This is a genomic window from Pontibacter fetidus, from assembly GCF_010119545.1.
Lineage (GTDB): Bacteria > Bacteroidota > Bacteroidia > Cytophagales > Hymenobacteraceae > Pontibacter > Pontibacter fetidus.
The window spans coordinates 95092-110207 of sequence record NZ_JAAEAA010000001.1 but is presented as its reverse complement, the minus strand read 5'-3'; the positions used below and the strand labels follow the sequence as shown (position 1 = coordinate 110207).

The window sequence follows — 15116 nt, the reverse complement described above, 5'->3', positions numbered from 1 at the left end:
TATAAAGCGATGAACTCTCCGAAATGGCTTGACCGCATCTTATACCCGTTTGCGCACCACACATTGCAGTTGCCCGCCGGCCGGATGCATTACTTAGATGAAGGCCAGGGTGATGCTATAGTTTTTGTACATGGCACGCCTACCTGGTCTTTTTTATGGCGCCAGCAAATAAAATCATTGAGCCGTAATTTCAGATGTATCGCGCCAGACCATCTCGGCTTTGGCTTATCTGATAAGCCTGCAGAGCATACGTTTGCTTATACCCCCGAAGCGCATGCCAACAACCTGGAAGCACTACTGGCTCATTTGCAAGTAAAGAATATCACACTGGTGGTGCATGATTTTGGAGGACCAATTGGGTTACGCTACGCTTTGCGTTACCCCGAAAACGTGAAGAACCTTGTGATCCTGAATACCTGGATGTGGAGTCTGGAACACGAAAAGCGAATGATGAAAATCAGTGAGTTTATGGCAGGAAGGATTGGACGTTTTTTATACCTGCAGTTAGGCTTTTCGGCAACTATACTTTTACCACAAGGCTACCACGAGCGCAAACACCTTACGCGCGACATTAAAGCCCATTACCAGCGCCCTCTTACAGCAAACAAAACAGGAACCTGGAAATTTGCAGTTGCCTTACAAGATGCTAACCCTTACTTTGCTGAACTATGGAACCAGCGCCAAAACCTACGAACTATAAACAAACTCATACTTTGGGGCGAAAAAGACAAACTGCTACCACTTCATTTCCTGGGTAAATGGGAACAGGAATTTCCAAATGCAAAAGTGATAAAATATAAAGCCGGGCATTTTGTGCAGGAAGAACGTGGCGGGGAAGTTGCCGAAGCAATTCAGCAATTTATATTAGCAAATTAATATATCTGGCATCATCTTGGTTAAGCAGTTTGTAAAATAAAACGTATGAAAAAGACATTACTGTATTTTAGCCTGGCTGCCTTAACTTTCTTAAATTTTTCCTGCGACACCGATGGCGGAGATGCTGACGAAGTTATCCCGGAAATGGCGCTAACTATGCACCGGGCATTTATGTACCATGATAATCATGAAACCAAAAATGCCACCTACACATCTGCTAATTTGCAAAGCGCGTTTTTAACTGAAAACGAAAGACTAACCATTTATGTAGGTGGTGATAAAGATGATATATCCTTCGAAATAGCAGAAGCTGACCTGCCAAGTGGGTATGTCGGAAATTACGTATTAAAATCACTTCCGAACCCGGATAACGGAAAAGCAAAAACCAGCTATAGTTATGCTACCAGTCCTACATCAGGATCAGTATTCTTCAGCCAGGCAAACGCAATGAACGGCTCTGTGGAAATCACGAACTATAACGAAAAGCACCAACTCATTAGTGGCACTTTTGAGTTAACAATGGAAAATGTACCTGATCCAACTGCTACCTCACCTACTAACCCAAGAAGCTGCGACGTAACTATAACCGGTACTTTCGCAAACGCTAAACTGAAAGCAACCCTTTAAAAAACAACAGCGACAAGTATAGGTAATTCTTGTCGCTGTTTTACATAATAGTTATACTATTTATTTCTTCTGATGGCGCTCCTGCAACACAGTTACCACATCGGCCAGTTCTAAGCCAGTTGCAGCCAATAGCACCAACAGGTGGTAGATCAGGTCTGCCGCCTCGCCTTTCATGGTATCTAATTTACCAGCCACCGCATCAATAACAGTTTCTACGGCTTCCTCCCCTACTTTCTGCGCTATCTTGTTTATACCTTTTTCGTACAGGAAATTTGTATAAGAGCCTTCTGCCGGATTGGCTTTGCGTTGTTGTATTACCTCTTCCAGTTGAGCGATAAACTGAATCGCTTTTGCTCTTTTAGCAGTCTGTTCTTCGCCAAAACAACTGGTTGCTCCGGTATGGCAGGTTGGGCCGTTAGGCTTTACTTTTATGAGTATAGAATCGTTGTCGCAGTCTTCGGCTATACTTACCACCTGCAGTGTATTACCAGAGGTTTCTCCTTTAGTCCAGAGGCGGTTTTTGGAGCGGGAAAAGAAGGTTACAAGTCCCTCCTGCCGTGTTTTATCAAGTGCTTCCTGGTTCATGTAACCCAACATCAGTACCTGGCTGGTATGCTCGTCCTGAATTATAGCGGGCACCAATCCGCCCATTTTATCGAAATCCAACATCTTATAGTTAGAAAGTTTAGAAGTTAAAAAGTTAGAGAGGTGTTTTCTAACCTGGCTTACTTGGCGCGAAAATTATTTTCGTGCCTTGCTACAGTTGCGAATCTCAGATTCGCTTTTATATTTCGACACGAAAGTAACTTCCGCGCCAGAAATTCTATATTCTTATATCTACCCCCTGCAATTTCAGAAACCGCTTTAGTTCAGGTATTCCCAGTTCTCGGAAATGAAACAGGCTGGCAGCTAAAGCGGCATCGGCATGAGCGCTGTTAAAAGCATCTGCAAAATGCTGCATGTTGCCTGCACCGCCTGAGGCAATTACCGGAACCGAAACAGCTTCTGAAACCGCTTTGGTAATATCCAGTGCAAAACCTGCTTTGGTACCATCGTTGTTCATACTTGTCAGCAGAATCTCGCCGGCACCCAGTTCTACCACTTTTTTAGCCCAGGCTATAGTTGCCCATTCAGTTTCTATAGTTCCGGCACGGGTATATACCTTCCAGCCGCTGACTTCTGTATATTTGGTGTCGATGGCTACAGTCACACACTGGCTGCCAAAACGGTCGGCTAATTCTCTCACTAGCTCCGGGTTGCGGATAGCAGATGAATTGATAGATACCTTATCAGCACCTGCCATCAGTAATACTTCCACGTCGGCCACCGAGCTGATGCCACCACCCACGGTAAACGGAATGTCGATGTGGCGCGCAATATCGCGCACCAGTTCGGCAAAGGTCTTGCGCTCTTCATTGGTAGCGGTAATGTCCAGGAAAACCAGTTCGTCAGCTCCTTGCTCGGCATACCATTTGGCCAGTTCTACCGGGTCGCCTGCATCCCTGATGTTCTCAAACTGAATACCCTTTACGGTACGGCCGTCTTTAATATCCAGGCAGGGAATAATGCGTTTGGTTAACATATAAATCGCGCTAAGTCTTTCAATAATATAGTGCCTTCATAAATGGCTTTACCGATGATTGCACCGGCTACACCAATTTCCTGCAACTGCTCCAGGTCAGCTATAGTTGTAACACCGCCACTGGCAATAATATCTGCTTCGGGTAAGGCAAGTTTAAGGTGACGATACGTGTTGATGGATGGCCCCTGCAGTTTTCCGTCTTTGCTCACATCGGTGCAGATAAACAGCTTGGCACCCGTTTTTACATAGCCAGATATAAAATCCTGCAGCGGGTATTTGCTTTCTTCGGTCCAGGCGCTGATGGCAATGTTGGTACCTTTGAAATCTGCCCCGATGATGATCTTTTCCGGACCATACTTTATCAGCCAGTTCTTAACCGTTTCAGGTTCGCGCACGGCTATACTTCCGGCTGTGATATGGGTGGCACCCGCATCAAATGCCTGCTTTACCGCCTCATCAGACTGCAAGCCACCGCCAAAATCAATCGTTAAGTTAGTGTTGGCAGCTATAGTCTCCAATACGGCCAGGTTCACGGGTTTCTTGGCGCGGGCACCATCCAGGTCAACTAAATGTAGGCGCTTAATACCATGCGCTTCGAATCGTTTGGCTACTTCCAGCGGGTTACTGTCGTAAGTGGTTTGCTGGGCAAAGTCGCCTTCGGTGAGGCGTACGCACTGGCCGCCAATTATGTCTATTGCTGGGATGATCTCCATCATAGGGCTAAAAAGTTTTTCAGGATTTGAGAGCCTGCAGGTCCGCTTTTTTCAGGGTGAAACTGCGCAGCGTAAAAGTTTTTATAGTGTAAAGCAGCCGAAAATGGCTCCGGGTACGAAGTCTGGGCAATGGTATACTCACTCATCGGCACGTAATAACTGTGTACATAGTATACAAAGTCCTGCTCTTTTATACCTACAAAAAGTGGCGACTGTAAGTTCTCCAGCTGGTTCCAGCCCATGTGCGGTACTTTCAGGTCTGTCTCAATTCGCTTCACCGGCAACGGAATAATTCCCAAAAGATCGGTATTGCCTTCTTCGGAGTGCTGGCAAAGCAGCTGCATGCCCAGACAAACGCCAAAAAAGGGTTGCTCCAGTGTCGGTAACAGCTTGTCCAGGTTGCGGGACTTCAGTTGGGTCATGGCTGACGAAGCTTCGCCTACGCCCGGGAAGATCACCTTGTCAGCCGACTTTATAGTTTCGAAGTCGCAGCTCAGGGTAGCATTTATACCCAGCCGCTCCAGCGCAAACATCACCGACTGCACGTTACCAGCCTTGTAATCAACTATAACCAGATTCATTTAGTTAAGAGTTTAGAGTTAAAAGTTTAAAGTTCTGGCGCGAAAATCATTTTCGTGCCTTGCTATAGTTGCGAATCTCAGATTCGCTTTTATACTCCGACACGGAAGAAACTTCCGCGCCAGTACTGATAAAGTTTACATCCTGTATATCCTTCCAAATCCTGAAAATCCTGATTCAGACTAAAACAAAAAAGCCTGACTCGTTTCGGAGTCAGGCTTTTTGGATATATACGTTTATACTTCTAGCAAATCCATAGGCAAGCGGCTCCGAAACTGTTGCTTCGTGCATGATGATGGTGCATATGAGCCATTGTGCCTTTCATTGCTGCAAATATAAGACAACTATAGTTCAGGAACTACAAAATCCTGTAATCTCTTTGCGCAACTATCATTTCTAAATAGCAGCATTTAGGTTACATTTGGATTATGAAAAAGATACTTGTACTTGCTGGCGTGTTTGCTGTAACTATGGCGCAGGCACAACAGCGCATGACTCCGGAATTACTCTGGAAACTAGGCCGTGTTTCGGCTGAAACGGTAACACCCGATGGCAAATCGGTAATATACGGTGTTGGCTATGTAAATATGGACGAGAACAGCAGCGAGCGAAACCTCTACCGTATTCCCGTAACTGGCGGACAACCAACACAGATCACCTCTACAAAGGGTGGCGAAAGCGTAGTGCATATCGACAAGGCCGGGAACATCATTTACCTGCACAAAGGCCAACTATGGCAACTAACCGGCGGAAAAGGCGAGCCGAAGCAACTAACCAACTTTGAAGGCGGCCTGAGCAATATTCGCTTCTCTCCGGATGGAAAGTATGTGTTGTTTTCGCGCGAGGTGGAAGTAAAAAAAGTACATAGCTCTGATATGTACCCAAAACTTAAGAAAGCGAACGCTTATGTGTACGACGACCTGAACTACCGTCACTGGGATACCTGGGAAGATGGTAAGTTTCAGCACGTTTTCTTTGCTCCCTACAACGATGGCAAAATAGGTACGGCTACCGACATTATGCCAGGTGAGCCACACGATACACCGCAAATGCCTTTCGGCGGACTGGAAGACATGATCTGGAGCCCGGATAGCAAAGCTATACTTTACGTTAGCAAAAAGAAGTTTGGTAAAGAATATGCAGTTAGCACCAACACCGATATTTACCGCTATGACCTGGCCTCTGGTAAAACGAGCAACTATACAGAAAGCAACAAAGGCTACGACACAGCACCAGCTTACTCCGAAGACGGCACAAAACTGGCCTGGCTGGCAATGGATGAAGACGGCAACGAAGCTGACCAGAATGAGCTGATCATTTCGGATGTAAAATCAGGTAAAAAATACAACCTGACCAAAGACTGGGACGAAACTATAAACTCGTTTACCTGGAGCAAAGATGGCAGCAAGATCTGGTTTGTAGCGCCTACCAAAGGTACCATTCAGCTTTTTGAAGTTGAGTTACCGAAAAACCTGGGCAAGTTCTCGGCTAAAAATATTAAGCAGGTTACGAAAGGCCAGTTTGATATCAATGACATTGCTGGCCAGTCAGGTAACAGCCTGATCGTGTCGCGCACCGACATGAACCACGCTGCAGAGCTTTTCCGTGTTGACTCAAAATCTGGTAAGCTAACGCAACTTACCAATGTTAATGACGCAATTTACAGCAAGCTTTCACTGAGCAAAGTTGAGCCACGCATTACCAAAGCTACCGATGGCAAAGACCTGTTCTCGTGGGTTGTTTATCCGCCAGATTTCGACCCAAACAAAAAGTACCCAACCTTGCTTTACTGCCAGGGCGGACCTCAATCAGCGCTTACACAATACTATTCTTACCGCTGGAACATGCAGCTGATGGCAGCTAATGGGTACATTGTGGTTGCACCAAACAGACGCGGCATGCCGGGCCACGGCGACGAATGGAACCGCCAGATCAGTGGCGACTGGGGCGGCCAGGCCATTCGCGATTACCTGACTGCGATTGATGATGTAGCCAAAGAAAAATATGTGGACAAAGACAGACTGGGTGCAGTTGGTGCCAGCTATGGTGGTTACTCCGTATTTATGCTGGCAGGCCTGCACGAAGGACGCTTCAAAACGTTTATCGCCCACGACGGTCTGTTTGATATGCGCAGCTGGTATGGCACTACCGAGGAGCTTTTCTTTGCAAACAACGAACTGAAAGGCCCTTATTGGGATACTAAAGCTCCAAAAGCTTATAAGGAGTTTAACCCGATCGAGCACGCAAATAAATGGAACACCCCAATCCTGATCGTTCAGGGTGGCCAGGATTTCCGTGTGGGTATTGAGCAAGGGCTGCAGGCATTCCAGTTGGCACAGCTGAAAGGCATTAAGAGCCGCCTGTTATACTTACCAGATGAGAACCACTGGGTACTACAGCCGCAAAACGCTATAGTTTGGCAGAGTGAGTTCTTTAAATGGCTCGACGAGACGCTGAAACCAACCAACAACTAAACTATAAAAGCCCGGTACTTAGCTGTACCGGGCTTTTTTGTTGCTATAGTTTGGCTATAGTTTGATTGTATTGAAAAGGTCTCTTGACGACAGTTAAGTTTCATCATCCTTTTGTCATCCTGAAAGGATCTTGTGGCCTGTAGCATAGGCTTAACCTCCCTTCCGCCAAGTTTCTTTACAGAATGACAGGAGAGTTTAGTTGAACAATATTAAAATCCTCTGTCCTCGCTCGCGTCCCGCGAGTGTGTGTTACCTGCGGCCTCTGGCCGCTTCAAACTATAACTACAGTCTATAGTTACCTAAATTTAAAATTATAGTGTAATGTGGCGAGACGCCACCCAATAGCTCACACTCGCGGGACGCGAGCGAGGGCTTACTTTGCTGGCGCGGATCTGTGATCAGTGTCTTACAATAATGTCGGATTTTTAATCCGACTGGTCCAGACACTAGCGAGGATACTCACACCATGAATCCGAATAACGATCAACGAAATCAAAAACTCTCCCGCAAATTATAGGCTTGTCGCATGCGCCGGATCATCCGCTCAGATTCCTTGAAGTTCAGTGTCTGCTGACCATCCGAGAAAGCTTCTTCTGGCTTTTGATGTGTTTCGTAGATCACGCCGTCTGCACCGGCCATCACAGCTGCCAACGACATTTCTTCCACATAATCACGTAGCCCGATACCATGTGACGGATCAACTATAACCGGCAGGTGTGTTTTGGCTTTCAGTACAGGCACAGCATTCAGATCCAGGATGTTGCGGTAGGCATTTTCATACCCACGGATGCCGCGCTCGCAGAGCATGATCTTTTCGTTGCCGTTAGAGAAAATGTATTCTGCGGCCTGCAGCAGTTCTTCTATAGTTCCGGAGATTCCTCGTTTCAGCAGCACCGGTTTCTGCGCTTCGCCCAGCGCATCCAGTAAATTAAAGTTTTGGCTGTTACGGGCTCCCACCTGGAACACATCTACGTAATCAATCATGTCTTCAATCTGCGATACCTGCATTACTTCGGTAATGATCTTGATACCATGCTCGCGGCAAATGCGGTGAAACAGTTGTAAACCTTCCAAACCTAACCCACGAAAGGCGTAAGGAGAGCTTCGCGGTTTGAAAACACCACCACGCATGATCTTCACATCATTCTCAACCAAATGCTGTACCACCAGCTCGATCTGCTTCTCACTTTCGATAGAGCACGGACCTGCCATAATGCTGAACTGCCCTTCCCCGATCACCACACCATCACCCAAATCAATGCAGGTTGGTTCAACTTTCCATTTGCGTGAAATCAGCTTGTACTCATCCGACACACGATGAATATCGGCCACACCAGGCAACTGCCCGATTGTCCGGATATCGAAATCCTTCTTGCCGATGCCTACGATGTAATGGCCCTCCTGCGTTAGTACCTCGTTCGCTTTAAATCCAACAGCATTTACCTGCTGCAGGATAGTTTCTTTCAGTTCAGCAGGAATACCTTGCTGCAATTGTATGATCATGCTTCTTGTTTAATGCTTTGGATGAATGACTTGATGTTGTGCTGCAGGCTGCCTTCCCGGACTAATGCTTTTATAAAAGCACTGCCGATAATGGCGCCACTGGCATGGTTACAGGCCTGGGTAAATGTTTCGCGGTTATGTATGCCGAAGCCTATAATGCCGGGATTCTGAAGTTGCATACCAGCTACACGCTGGAAATAATCAGTATTTGCTACTGCGTTACCATTAGTGCCACCTGTCACCGATGCCGACGAAACCATGTAAATAAACCCGTTGGTATGGCTGTCGATCTCTCTAATGCGTTGCTCTGTTGTCTGCGGTGAAATCAGGAAGATCTTGCTCAGGTTATGCTGCTCAAACAGACTTTTATACTCCCGCACATAATCTGAAAGTGGCAGGTCGGGCAGAATGATGCCATCAATACCAATTTCACTGGCTTCCTGGCAGAACCGCTCCACGCCATACTGCATTACCGGATTCAGGTAGCCCATTAGTACGAGCGGAATTTGCGTGTATTTCCGGATAGCCTTTAGTTGCTCAAACAGCTTCGGAATGGTCATACCGTTGCGCAGCGCAATTGTGCTGCTCTGTTGTATAGTTGGTCCGTCAGCCAGGGGGTCAGAAAAAGGCATACCAATTTCGATCAGGTCTACGCCGTTCTTTTCAAGCTCCAAAATGATCGGCACCGTATCTTCTATGTTCGGGTAACCAGCTGTAAAATAAACCGATAGTAGGCCCTGTGGCTTACGTTTGAAAAGTGTTTTGATTCTATTTTCCATGCAGCTCAAATCTGTCTAAATAAGTAGTTAAATCTTTATCGCCACGACCGGACAGGTTCACAACTATAGTTTCGTCGGGCTTAGCACCGATTTTGCCAAGTGCGGCCAGGGCGTGCGCGCTTTCCAGGGCCGGTATAATTCCTTCCAGTCTGGTCAGTTCCAGCACTGCCTGAAGCGCCTCGTCATCGGTTATACTTTCAAAAATGGCTCTGCCGGACTGGTGTAAATGAGCATGCAACGGTCCAACTCCCGGATAATCAAGTCCCGCCGAAATAGAATATGGCTCTGTCACCTGACCATCTTCGGTCTGCATCAAGAGTGTGCGGCTGCCATGGATGATACCTTCTCTACCTAATACTGAAGTAGCGGCCGACTCACCAGAATCTACACCCAAACCTGCAGCTTCTACAGCAATAAGTTTCACTTCAGGTGTATCCAGGTAATGATAGAAAGCACCAGCTGCGTTGCTGCCGCCGCCCACACAAGCCACCACATAATCCGGGTTTTCGCTACCGGTTTTCTCTTTAAGTTGCGCCTTTACCTCTTCTGAAATAACTGATTGGAAGCGCGCCACCATATCCGGGTACGGGTGTGGGCCAACTACAGAACCAATGATGTAATAAGTGTCTTCGGGGTTATTGATCCAGTCGCGGATGGCTTCGTTGGTGGCATCTTTCAGGGTTTTGCTGCCGCTGGTTGCAGGCACTACAGTAGCGCCTAACATTTTCATCCTGGCTACATTAGGTTCTTGTCGTTCAATGTCTACTTCACCCATGTACACGATACATTCCAGTCCCATTAGTGCACATACCGTAGCCGTTGCCACACCATGCTGACCGGCACCGGTTTCGGCTATAATGCGCTTCTTGCCCAGTCGTTTTGCCATCAGCACCTGTCCGACCGTATTGTTGATCTTATGCGCCCCAGTGTGGTTCAGGTCTTCGCGCTTCAGGTAGATGTTGGTGTTATATTTTTCGGAGAGGCGCTTGGCAAAGTAAAGCGGTGTTGGCCGGCCCACATAGTCTTTCAGCAAAGCTTGCAGCTCTTCCTGGAAGTCTGGCTCAGACATTATCTTTAGGTAGTTTAACCGCAGCTCCTCCACATTCGGGTACAGCATTTCCGGGATATACGCCCCGCCAAATCTGCCATAGAACCCGTATTCGTCAACTGTGTATTTCATGTTATTCTAGTTAAAAGTTAAGAGTTAAAAGTTATGAGTTATTAAAAACCACAATCTTGTGCTCTTAACTTATTACACTTATAATTAGCACTTTAAACTTTTAACTTTGAACTCTTAACTTCTCCATAAGGAGCTTCACTTTCCCTACATCCTTCAGCCCGGGTTCTATTTCAAATCCGCTGTTCACGTCAATGGCAAAGGGCTTTGGCCTTACCTTATCCAGGTGCTTGATGTTTTCCAGGTTCAGGCCACCACTCAGGAAGTAAGGTTTCGGTGAGAGGTAATTTCTCATGAGTTCCCAATCGAACGGAATGCCGTTACCGCCGTGTGCCTCTCCTTTGGTATCGAAAAGGAAATAATCACAGCTTCTTTCGTAGAGCAGCGTGTTCTCAAACACAAAGCGGTCATCCACCGAAAAAACTTTGATCACTTCAAACCCTGCATCCTTAATCTCCTGGCATTGCCGTGGCGACTCGTGGCCGTGCAGTTGTATCACATCCAGCTTATAGTTCCGGGCTATTTCAACTATAGTTTCCGTAGTTTCATCCACAAAAACACCTACCTTTTTTATAGTTGTCGGCAACTCTGCCAATTGCTCCGGCGTTATAGTTTCCTGGCAATAGCGCTTCGAACCTTTATAGAAAATAAAGCCCAGGTAATCGGGCTGAAGGGCTGCGATCTGCTTTAAGTTCTCCGGATCGCGCATGCCGCAAACTTTTACTTTCATAGTACCTGTTGTTTTAGTTCCTGTACCTGTCGTAACTCTTTTATGAAAGCGGCTGCTGCCCGTTTAGGACGGCTATCGTTCATAAAGGTCTCCCCGATCAGGAAGCCATTATAGCCTGCCTGCTGCAACTCAACCAATGTTTCTACCTTACTCAGGCCGCTCTCCGATATTTTGGTAATGCCAGCCGGAATGTAGTTTGCCAGTTCAAAAGATAAGTTTACGTCCGTTTTAAAGGTTTTCAGGTTGCGGTTGTTCACGCCAACTATAGTTACAAATTCGTTCAGCGTTTCGTCGAGCTCCTGCTTGTTGTGCACCTCCAGCAAAACCTCCAGACCAAGCGAGCGTGCAAACGACGCAAGCGCTTTCAGGCGAGCTGGTTCCAGGGCAGCCGCTATCAGCAAAATGGCATCGGCACCAATCGATTTTGCTTCCACGATCTGGTATTCATCCACAGTAAAATCCTTACGCAGGATCGGACAGAAATTGAATTTACGCGCAGTTACTAGGTCTTCGTTCTTCCCGCCAAAGTAGTTTAAATCGGTAAGGATAGACAACGCGGATGCCCCGGCCTGCATATAACCAATAGAGGTCCGCTCTACAGAAACATATGGATTAATGTCGCCTTTGGAAGGTGATCTGCGCTTGATCTCGGCAATAATTCCGCTTTTGTCCGGGCGCAACAGGTAACGCTCCAGCGAGAGGCATGGCGTATCAAAATACAGGCTTTTCTCCAGCAACTTTACCGGGTAAAGTTCTCTGCGTTCGGCTACTTCCTTGTATTTATGGGCGATAATTTCGTCGAGTATGTTCATGTTATTAGATTTGAAGATTTGGAAATTTGGAGATTTGAAGATGCTCAGGCTACTGCTAATTTTTGATCCTGTATCAGGTTGTTGAATAAACTATAAGCCTTACCTGATTCAAGTGTTTCTTTAGCAACAGCAACAGCATCCGGTATGCTAATTTCTGGCCTTGCACACTGGATAGCCATGCCGGCATTGGCAGCAACTACGGCAGTCTGCGCGGCGGTTCCCTGCCCTTTTAAAACATCTAAGAATATCTTTGCAGCACTGTCAATTGTACCTCCACCTTTAATCTGCTCGTGCTGAAGGCGAGGCAAGCCGAGTGCTTCAGCATCTAACAGAGCTTCCTGGTTGTCAGAGATCACCTTAAACGGACTGGTCAAGGAAATTTCGTCGTAGCCATCCAGGGTATGGATGATGCTATAGTTTACTTCGGGTTGCTGCTGATAGAGGTAACTGTACATGCGGGCCAGCTCCAGACTATAAACCCCTACCATCTGTAGTTTCGGGAAAGCCGGATTTACCATCGGGCCCAGCATGTTAAAGAACGTCTTCACCGCCAGGTCTTTTCTGATAGTGCCTACACTTTTCATGGCCGGATGGAAGAGCGGTGCGTGCAGGAAGCAGATGTTATAGTTGGCAATAGAGCGTTCCAGTGCATCGGTATCTGTAGTAAATTTAATGCCCAACGCCTCCAGCACGTTAGAAGAGCCGCACGACGATGACACGCCATAGTTACCATGCTTGGCAACCGGAATTCCATTAGCTGCTACCACAAAAGACGACAGCGTGGAAATGTTGAACGTATCTTTTCCGTCGCCGCCCGTGCCGCACAGGTCAATCGGGTTGTAAGCGTCCAGGTCTACACGCTGGCACTGGTCGAGCAGCGCATTCCGGAATCCTTCCAGTTCCTCCACTGTAATGCTTCGCATCATGTACACCGTCAGGAAGCTCGAGATCTGGCTCTGGTTGTACTTACCGCCAGTAATATTAACCAGTACCTCCCGCGCCTGCTCTTTAGTAAGTGTTTTATGTTCGAATAAGTGATTCAGTATTTCTTTCATTGTTGTTTTTTTACCTCCCCCTAACCCCCTCCTAAAAACAGGAGGGGGAATTTTAGAACCTATTTAGTGAGCAGTTCAATAAACTTTCTAACTTCCAAACTCTCTAACTTTTTAACTGTCAAGCCAGTTCTTAATTATCTCCCTTCCAAATTCCGTCAGCACCGACTCCGGGTGGAATTGCACGCCGCGTACATCATACGTTTTGTGACGCAGCGCCATGATGTTTCCGGCTTCATCTATAGCAGTTGACTCCAGGCATTCCGGTAACTCCTGCTCAACAAGCCACGAATGATACCGACCAGTTTTGAATGTTGCAGGCAGGCCTTTAAAGAGTAATTCATCCTCACCAACTATAGTTGTGGGCATTGCCACACCATGCCATACCGCATTGCTGTTAAACAACTTACCGCCATACACTTCACCTATCGCCTGATGTCCGAGGCAAACGCCAAACAGGCTTTTGGACGGGCCAAAAGTGCGGATGATCTCTTTCAGCATACCGGCCTCATCTGGAATACCAGGTCCCGGAGAAAGCATGATCTTGCTATAGTTGCCAACTTCTTCTAGGGTCGTTTTGTCGTTGCGACGCACGGTAACTCGCGCACCCAGTTCCTGCAGTAGGTGCACCAGGTTGTAAGTGAAAGAGTCGTAGTTATCGATTACCAGAATGTCCATCTTAATTGATCTCCTGAGCTAAGGTTAAAGCTTTGCGTAAAGCCATTAGTTTATTGTCTACCTCCTGCAGTTCACTTTGCGGATCCGAAGCAGCCACAATACCGGCACCGGCCTGGTAGTATAGTTTGTAGTCTTTGCTCAGGAAAGAACGGATCATGATGGCACTGTTGAAGTTGCCGTTAAAATCCAGGAAACCGATGCAGCCACCGTAAAAGGCGCGGTTTGTGGTTTCATATTTGTCGATCAGTTGCATGGCCTTGTGTTTAGGTGCACCGGAAAGTGTACCGGCCGGAAAAGTGCTGGCCACCATCTGCAGCGAATCCTGCTGGCTGTGCAGTTGCCCCGACACTTTTGAGACCAGGTGAATGACATGCGAGTAATATTGGATCTCACGGAAGGTTTCTACTTCAACACTATGTCCATTACGACTCAAATCATTTCGGGCCAGGTCCACCAGCATCACGTGCTCCGCATTTTCCTTCGGGTCGGCCAGCAGTTTTTCTGCCAGCGCTGCGTCGGCAGCATCGTCACCGGTTCTTCTGAATGTGCCCGCAATCGGGAAAATGCTGGCTTTGCCGTTTTTGATTACCAACTGCGCTTCCGGCGACGAACCGAAGATCTTGAAGCTGCCATAGTCGAAGTAAAACAGGTACGGCGATGGATTGATGGAGCGAAGGGCGCGGTACACATTAAACTCATCTCCCTGAAAAGCCTGCTCAAACCGGCGGGAAAGTACCAGTTGAAAAACATCACCCCGGAAGCAATGCTCCTTCGCCTTCTGAATATTTTTAAGGAATCCTTCACTGCTGATATTATAAGCCTCATCTCCGGAAGTCTTGAAACTATAGCTCGGAATGTTGCGGCTGTTGAGTAAGGCTTCGAGTTGGGCAATGCCGTTGTCGTCGTCCTGGTTATAGTTGTGCGAGAAAATGTAGGCTTCGTTGGTGAAGTGGTTGATAGCGATGATGTAGCGGTAAAGCGCATAAAACAGGTCAGGCAGTTGCTGGCGATCCGGGCGCTGGGTCAGTTCAATGTCTTCGTAATAGCGCACCGCATCATAGTTCATGTACCCGAACAGCCCGTTATTGATGAAGTTAAACGCATTCGATTCTACCTCAAAGCACTGTGCAAAAGCCGCCAGTTGAGCTGGCACATTTACATCTTTCGTGATCGGTGTCTGCTTTATAGTTCCGTCTGGAAAAGCTTCTGTCAGCACCTCGTTTTCTGCTTTTATTGTTGCCAACGGGCTGCAGCAGATGTAGGAGAAACTGTTTTCGGCTCCGTGGTAATCTGAGCTCTCCAGCAGAATACTGTTCGGGAATCGGTCGCGCAGCTTCAGGTACACGCTCACCGGGGTCAGCGTATCAGCCAGTAGGCGCTTATAGTTGGTGGTAATCTTATAGTTCATATCTGGTTTAGAATGCGTAGAAAACAAAAAAGCCTGCTGTCCAGTGAACAGCAGGCTTTTAATACCTTTGGTTGTATGCTATATCATTTATCTCATCTTATACATAGCAAGGCTGTTCACGATACT

At 47.1% G+C, this 15116-nt stretch carries 15 protein-coding genes; 3 read left to right on the top strand and 12 right to left on the bottom strand.

Annotated elements, in window-relative coordinates:
* Positions 1 to 9 precede the first annotated feature (9 nt).
* Both GWO68_RS00435 and GWO68_RS00430 read left to right on the top strand, forming a co-directional pair.
* On the top strand, positions 10 to 876 hold the full coding sequence (locus GWO68_RS00435; protein WP_162344429.1) for an alpha/beta fold hydrolase: 867 nt from the start codon (positions 10 to 12) through the stop codon (positions 874 to 876).
* A gap of 45 nt (positions 877 to 921) precedes the next feature.
* Entirely contained in the window at positions 922 to 1503 is a 582-nt protein-coding gene (locus GWO68_RS00430) for a DUF6252 family protein (RefSeq protein WP_162344428.1), read from the top strand.
* 60 nt (positions 1504 to 1563) lie between these two features.
* On the opposite strand, the gene hisIE is transcribed toward GWO68_RS00430, so the two are convergent.
* From hisIE to hisH, 4 genes are all read right to left on the bottom strand, one after another.
* Positions 1564 to 2172, bottom strand: coding sequence for a bifunctional phosphoribosyl-AMP cyclohydrolase/phosphoribosyl-ATP diphosphatase HisIE (gene hisIE, locus GWO68_RS00425; protein ID WP_162344427.1), 609 nt, complete (start codon positions 2170 to 2172; stop codon positions 1564 to 1566).
* Between the two features lie 154 nt (positions 2173 to 2326).
* Positions 2327 to 3085 (bottom strand): imidazole glycerol phosphate synthase subunit HisF, encoded by a 759-nt coding sequence (gene hisF, locus GWO68_RS00420; protein ID WP_162344426.1) that lies wholly within the window; start codon positions 3083 to 3085, stop codon positions 2327 to 2329.
* Positions 3079 to 3801, bottom strand: coding sequence for a 1-(5-phosphoribosyl)-5-[(5-phosphoribosylamino)methylideneamino]imidazole-4-carboxamide isomerase (hisA, locus tag GWO68_RS00415; RefSeq protein ID WP_162344425.1), 723 nt, complete (start codon positions 3799 to 3801; stop codon positions 3079 to 3081). The genes hisF and hisA overlap by 7 nt, the downstream gene beginning before the upstream one ends.
* Positions 3798 to 4379, bottom strand: coding sequence for an imidazole glycerol phosphate synthase subunit HisH (gene hisH / locus GWO68_RS00410; RefSeq protein WP_162344424.1), 582 nt, complete (start codon positions 4377 to 4379; stop codon positions 3798 to 3800). The genes hisA and hisH overlap by 4 nt, the downstream gene beginning before the upstream one ends.
* 426 nt (positions 4380 to 4805) lie before the next feature.
* Here hisH and GWO68_RS00405 point away from each other — a divergent pair, with 426 nt between their 5' ends.
* Positions 4806 to 6851 (top strand): S9 family peptidase, encoded by a 2046-nt coding sequence (locus GWO68_RS00405; protein ID WP_162344423.1) that lies wholly within the window; start codon positions 4806 to 4808, stop codon positions 6849 to 6851.
* Between the two features lie 492 nt (positions 6852 to 7343).
* Here the strand turns inward: GWO68_RS00405 and GWO68_RS00400 are convergent, their stop codons facing one another.
* From GWO68_RS00400 to GWO68_RS00365, 8 genes are all read right to left on the bottom strand, one after another.
* Positions 7344 to 8354 (bottom strand): bifunctional 3-deoxy-7-phosphoheptulonate synthase/chorismate mutase, encoded by a 1011-nt coding sequence (locus GWO68_RS00400; RefSeq protein ID WP_162344422.1) that lies wholly within the window; start codon positions 8352 to 8354, stop codon positions 7344 to 7346.
* Positions 8351 to 9133 carry a tryptophan synthase subunit alpha gene (gene trpA / locus GWO68_RS00395; protein WP_162344421.1) on the bottom strand — a complete coding sequence of 261 codons (783 nt, stop codon included), beginning with the start codon at positions 9131 to 9133 and terminating at the stop codon, positions 8351 to 8353. The genes GWO68_RS00400 and trpA overlap by 4 nt, the downstream gene beginning before the upstream one ends.
* Positions 9123 to 10313: a tryptophan synthase subunit beta gene (gene trpB / locus GWO68_RS00390; protein WP_162344420.1), complete on the bottom strand. Its 1191-nt coding sequence runs from the start codon at positions 10311 to 10313 to the stop codon at positions 9123 to 9125. Before trpB ends, trpA begins: the two co-directional genes overlap by 11 nt.
* A 100-nt stretch (positions 10314 to 10413) precedes the next feature.
* A complete protein-coding gene (locus tag GWO68_RS00385; RefSeq protein WP_162344419.1) occupies positions 10414 to 11040 on the bottom strand; it encodes a phosphoribosylanthranilate isomerase in 627 nt (208 codons plus the stop codon).
* Entirely contained in the window at positions 11037 to 11852 is an 816-nt protein-coding gene (gene trpC / locus GWO68_RS00380; protein ID WP_162344418.1) for an indole-3-glycerol phosphate synthase TrpC, read from the bottom strand. The genes GWO68_RS00385 and trpC overlap by 4 nt, the downstream gene beginning before the upstream one ends.
* A gap of 44 nt (positions 11853 to 11896) precedes the next feature.
* Positions 11897 to 12907 carry an anthranilate phosphoribosyltransferase gene (gene trpD, locus GWO68_RS00375; RefSeq protein WP_162344417.1) on the bottom strand — a complete coding sequence of 337 codons (1011 nt, stop codon included), beginning with the start codon at positions 12905 to 12907 and terminating at the stop codon, positions 11897 to 11899.
* Positions 12908 to 13018: 111 nt separating this feature from the next.
* Positions 13019 to 13582 carry an anthranilate synthase component II gene (locus GWO68_RS00370; RefSeq protein WP_162344416.1) on the bottom strand — a complete coding sequence of 188 codons (564 nt, stop codon included), beginning with the start codon at positions 13580 to 13582 and terminating at the stop codon, positions 13019 to 13021.
* A gap of 1 nt (position 13583) precedes the next feature.
* Positions 13584 to 14990 (bottom strand): anthranilate synthase component I family protein, encoded by a 1407-nt coding sequence (locus tag GWO68_RS00365; protein WP_162344415.1) that lies wholly within the window; start codon positions 14988 to 14990, stop codon positions 13584 to 13586.
* Positions 14991 to 15116 lie beyond the last annotated feature (126 nt).

Excerpts from the sequence above, each read along its gene's own strand:
- GWO68_RS00435 (WP_162344429.1), top strand. The coding sequence starts at position 10 with ATGAACTCTCCGAAATGGCTTGACCGCATCTTATACCCGTTTGCGCAC.
- GWO68_RS00430 (WP_162344428.1), top strand. The coding sequence starts at position 922 with ATGAAAAAGACATTACTGTATTTTAGCCTGGCTGCCTTAACTTTCTTA.
- hisIE (WP_162344427.1), bottom strand. The coding sequence starts at position 2,172 with ATGTTGGATTTCGATAAAATGGGCGGATTGGTGCCCGCTATAATTCAG.
- hisF (WP_162344426.1), bottom strand. The coding sequence starts at position 3,085 with ATGTTAACCAAACGCATTATTCCCTGCCTGGATATTAAAGACGGCCGT.
- hisA (WP_162344425.1), bottom strand. The coding sequence starts at position 3,801 with ATGATGGAGATCATCCCAGCAATAGACATAATTGGCGGCCAGTGCGTA.
- hisH (WP_162344424.1), bottom strand. The coding sequence starts at position 4,379 with ATGAATCTGGTTATAGTTGATTACAAGGCTGGTAACGTGCAGTCGGTG.
- GWO68_RS00405 (WP_162344423.1), top strand. The coding sequence starts at position 4,806 with ATGAAAAAGATACTTGTACTTGCTGGCGTGTTTGCTGTAACTATGGCG.
- GWO68_RS00400 (WP_162344422.1), bottom strand. The coding sequence starts at position 8,354 with ATGATCATACAATTGCAGCAAGGTATTCCTGCTGAACTGAAAGAAACT.
- trpA (WP_162344421.1), bottom strand. The coding sequence starts at position 9,133 with ATGGAAAATAGAATCAAAACACTTTTCAAACGTAAGCCACAGGGCCTA.
- trpB (WP_162344420.1), bottom strand. The coding sequence starts at position 10,313 with ATGAAATACACAGTTGACGAATACGGGTTCTATGGCAGATTTGGCGGG.
- GWO68_RS00385 (WP_162344419.1), bottom strand. The coding sequence starts at position 11,040 with ATGAAAGTAAAAGTTTGCGGCATGCGCGATCCGGAGAACTTAAAGCAG.
- trpC (WP_162344418.1), bottom strand. The coding sequence starts at position 11,852 with ATGAACATACTCGACGAAATTATCGCCCATAAATACAAGGAAGTAGCC.
- trpD (WP_162344417.1), bottom strand. The coding sequence starts at position 12,907 with ATGAAAGAAATACTGAATCACTTATTCGAACATAAAACACTTACTAAA.
- GWO68_RS00370 (WP_162344416.1), bottom strand. The coding sequence starts at position 13,582 with ATGGACATTCTGGTAATCGATAACTACGACTCTTTCACTTACAACCTG.
- GWO68_RS00365 (WP_162344415.1), bottom strand. The coding sequence starts at position 14,990 with ATGAACTATAAGATTACCACCAACTATAAGCGCCTACTGGCTGATACG.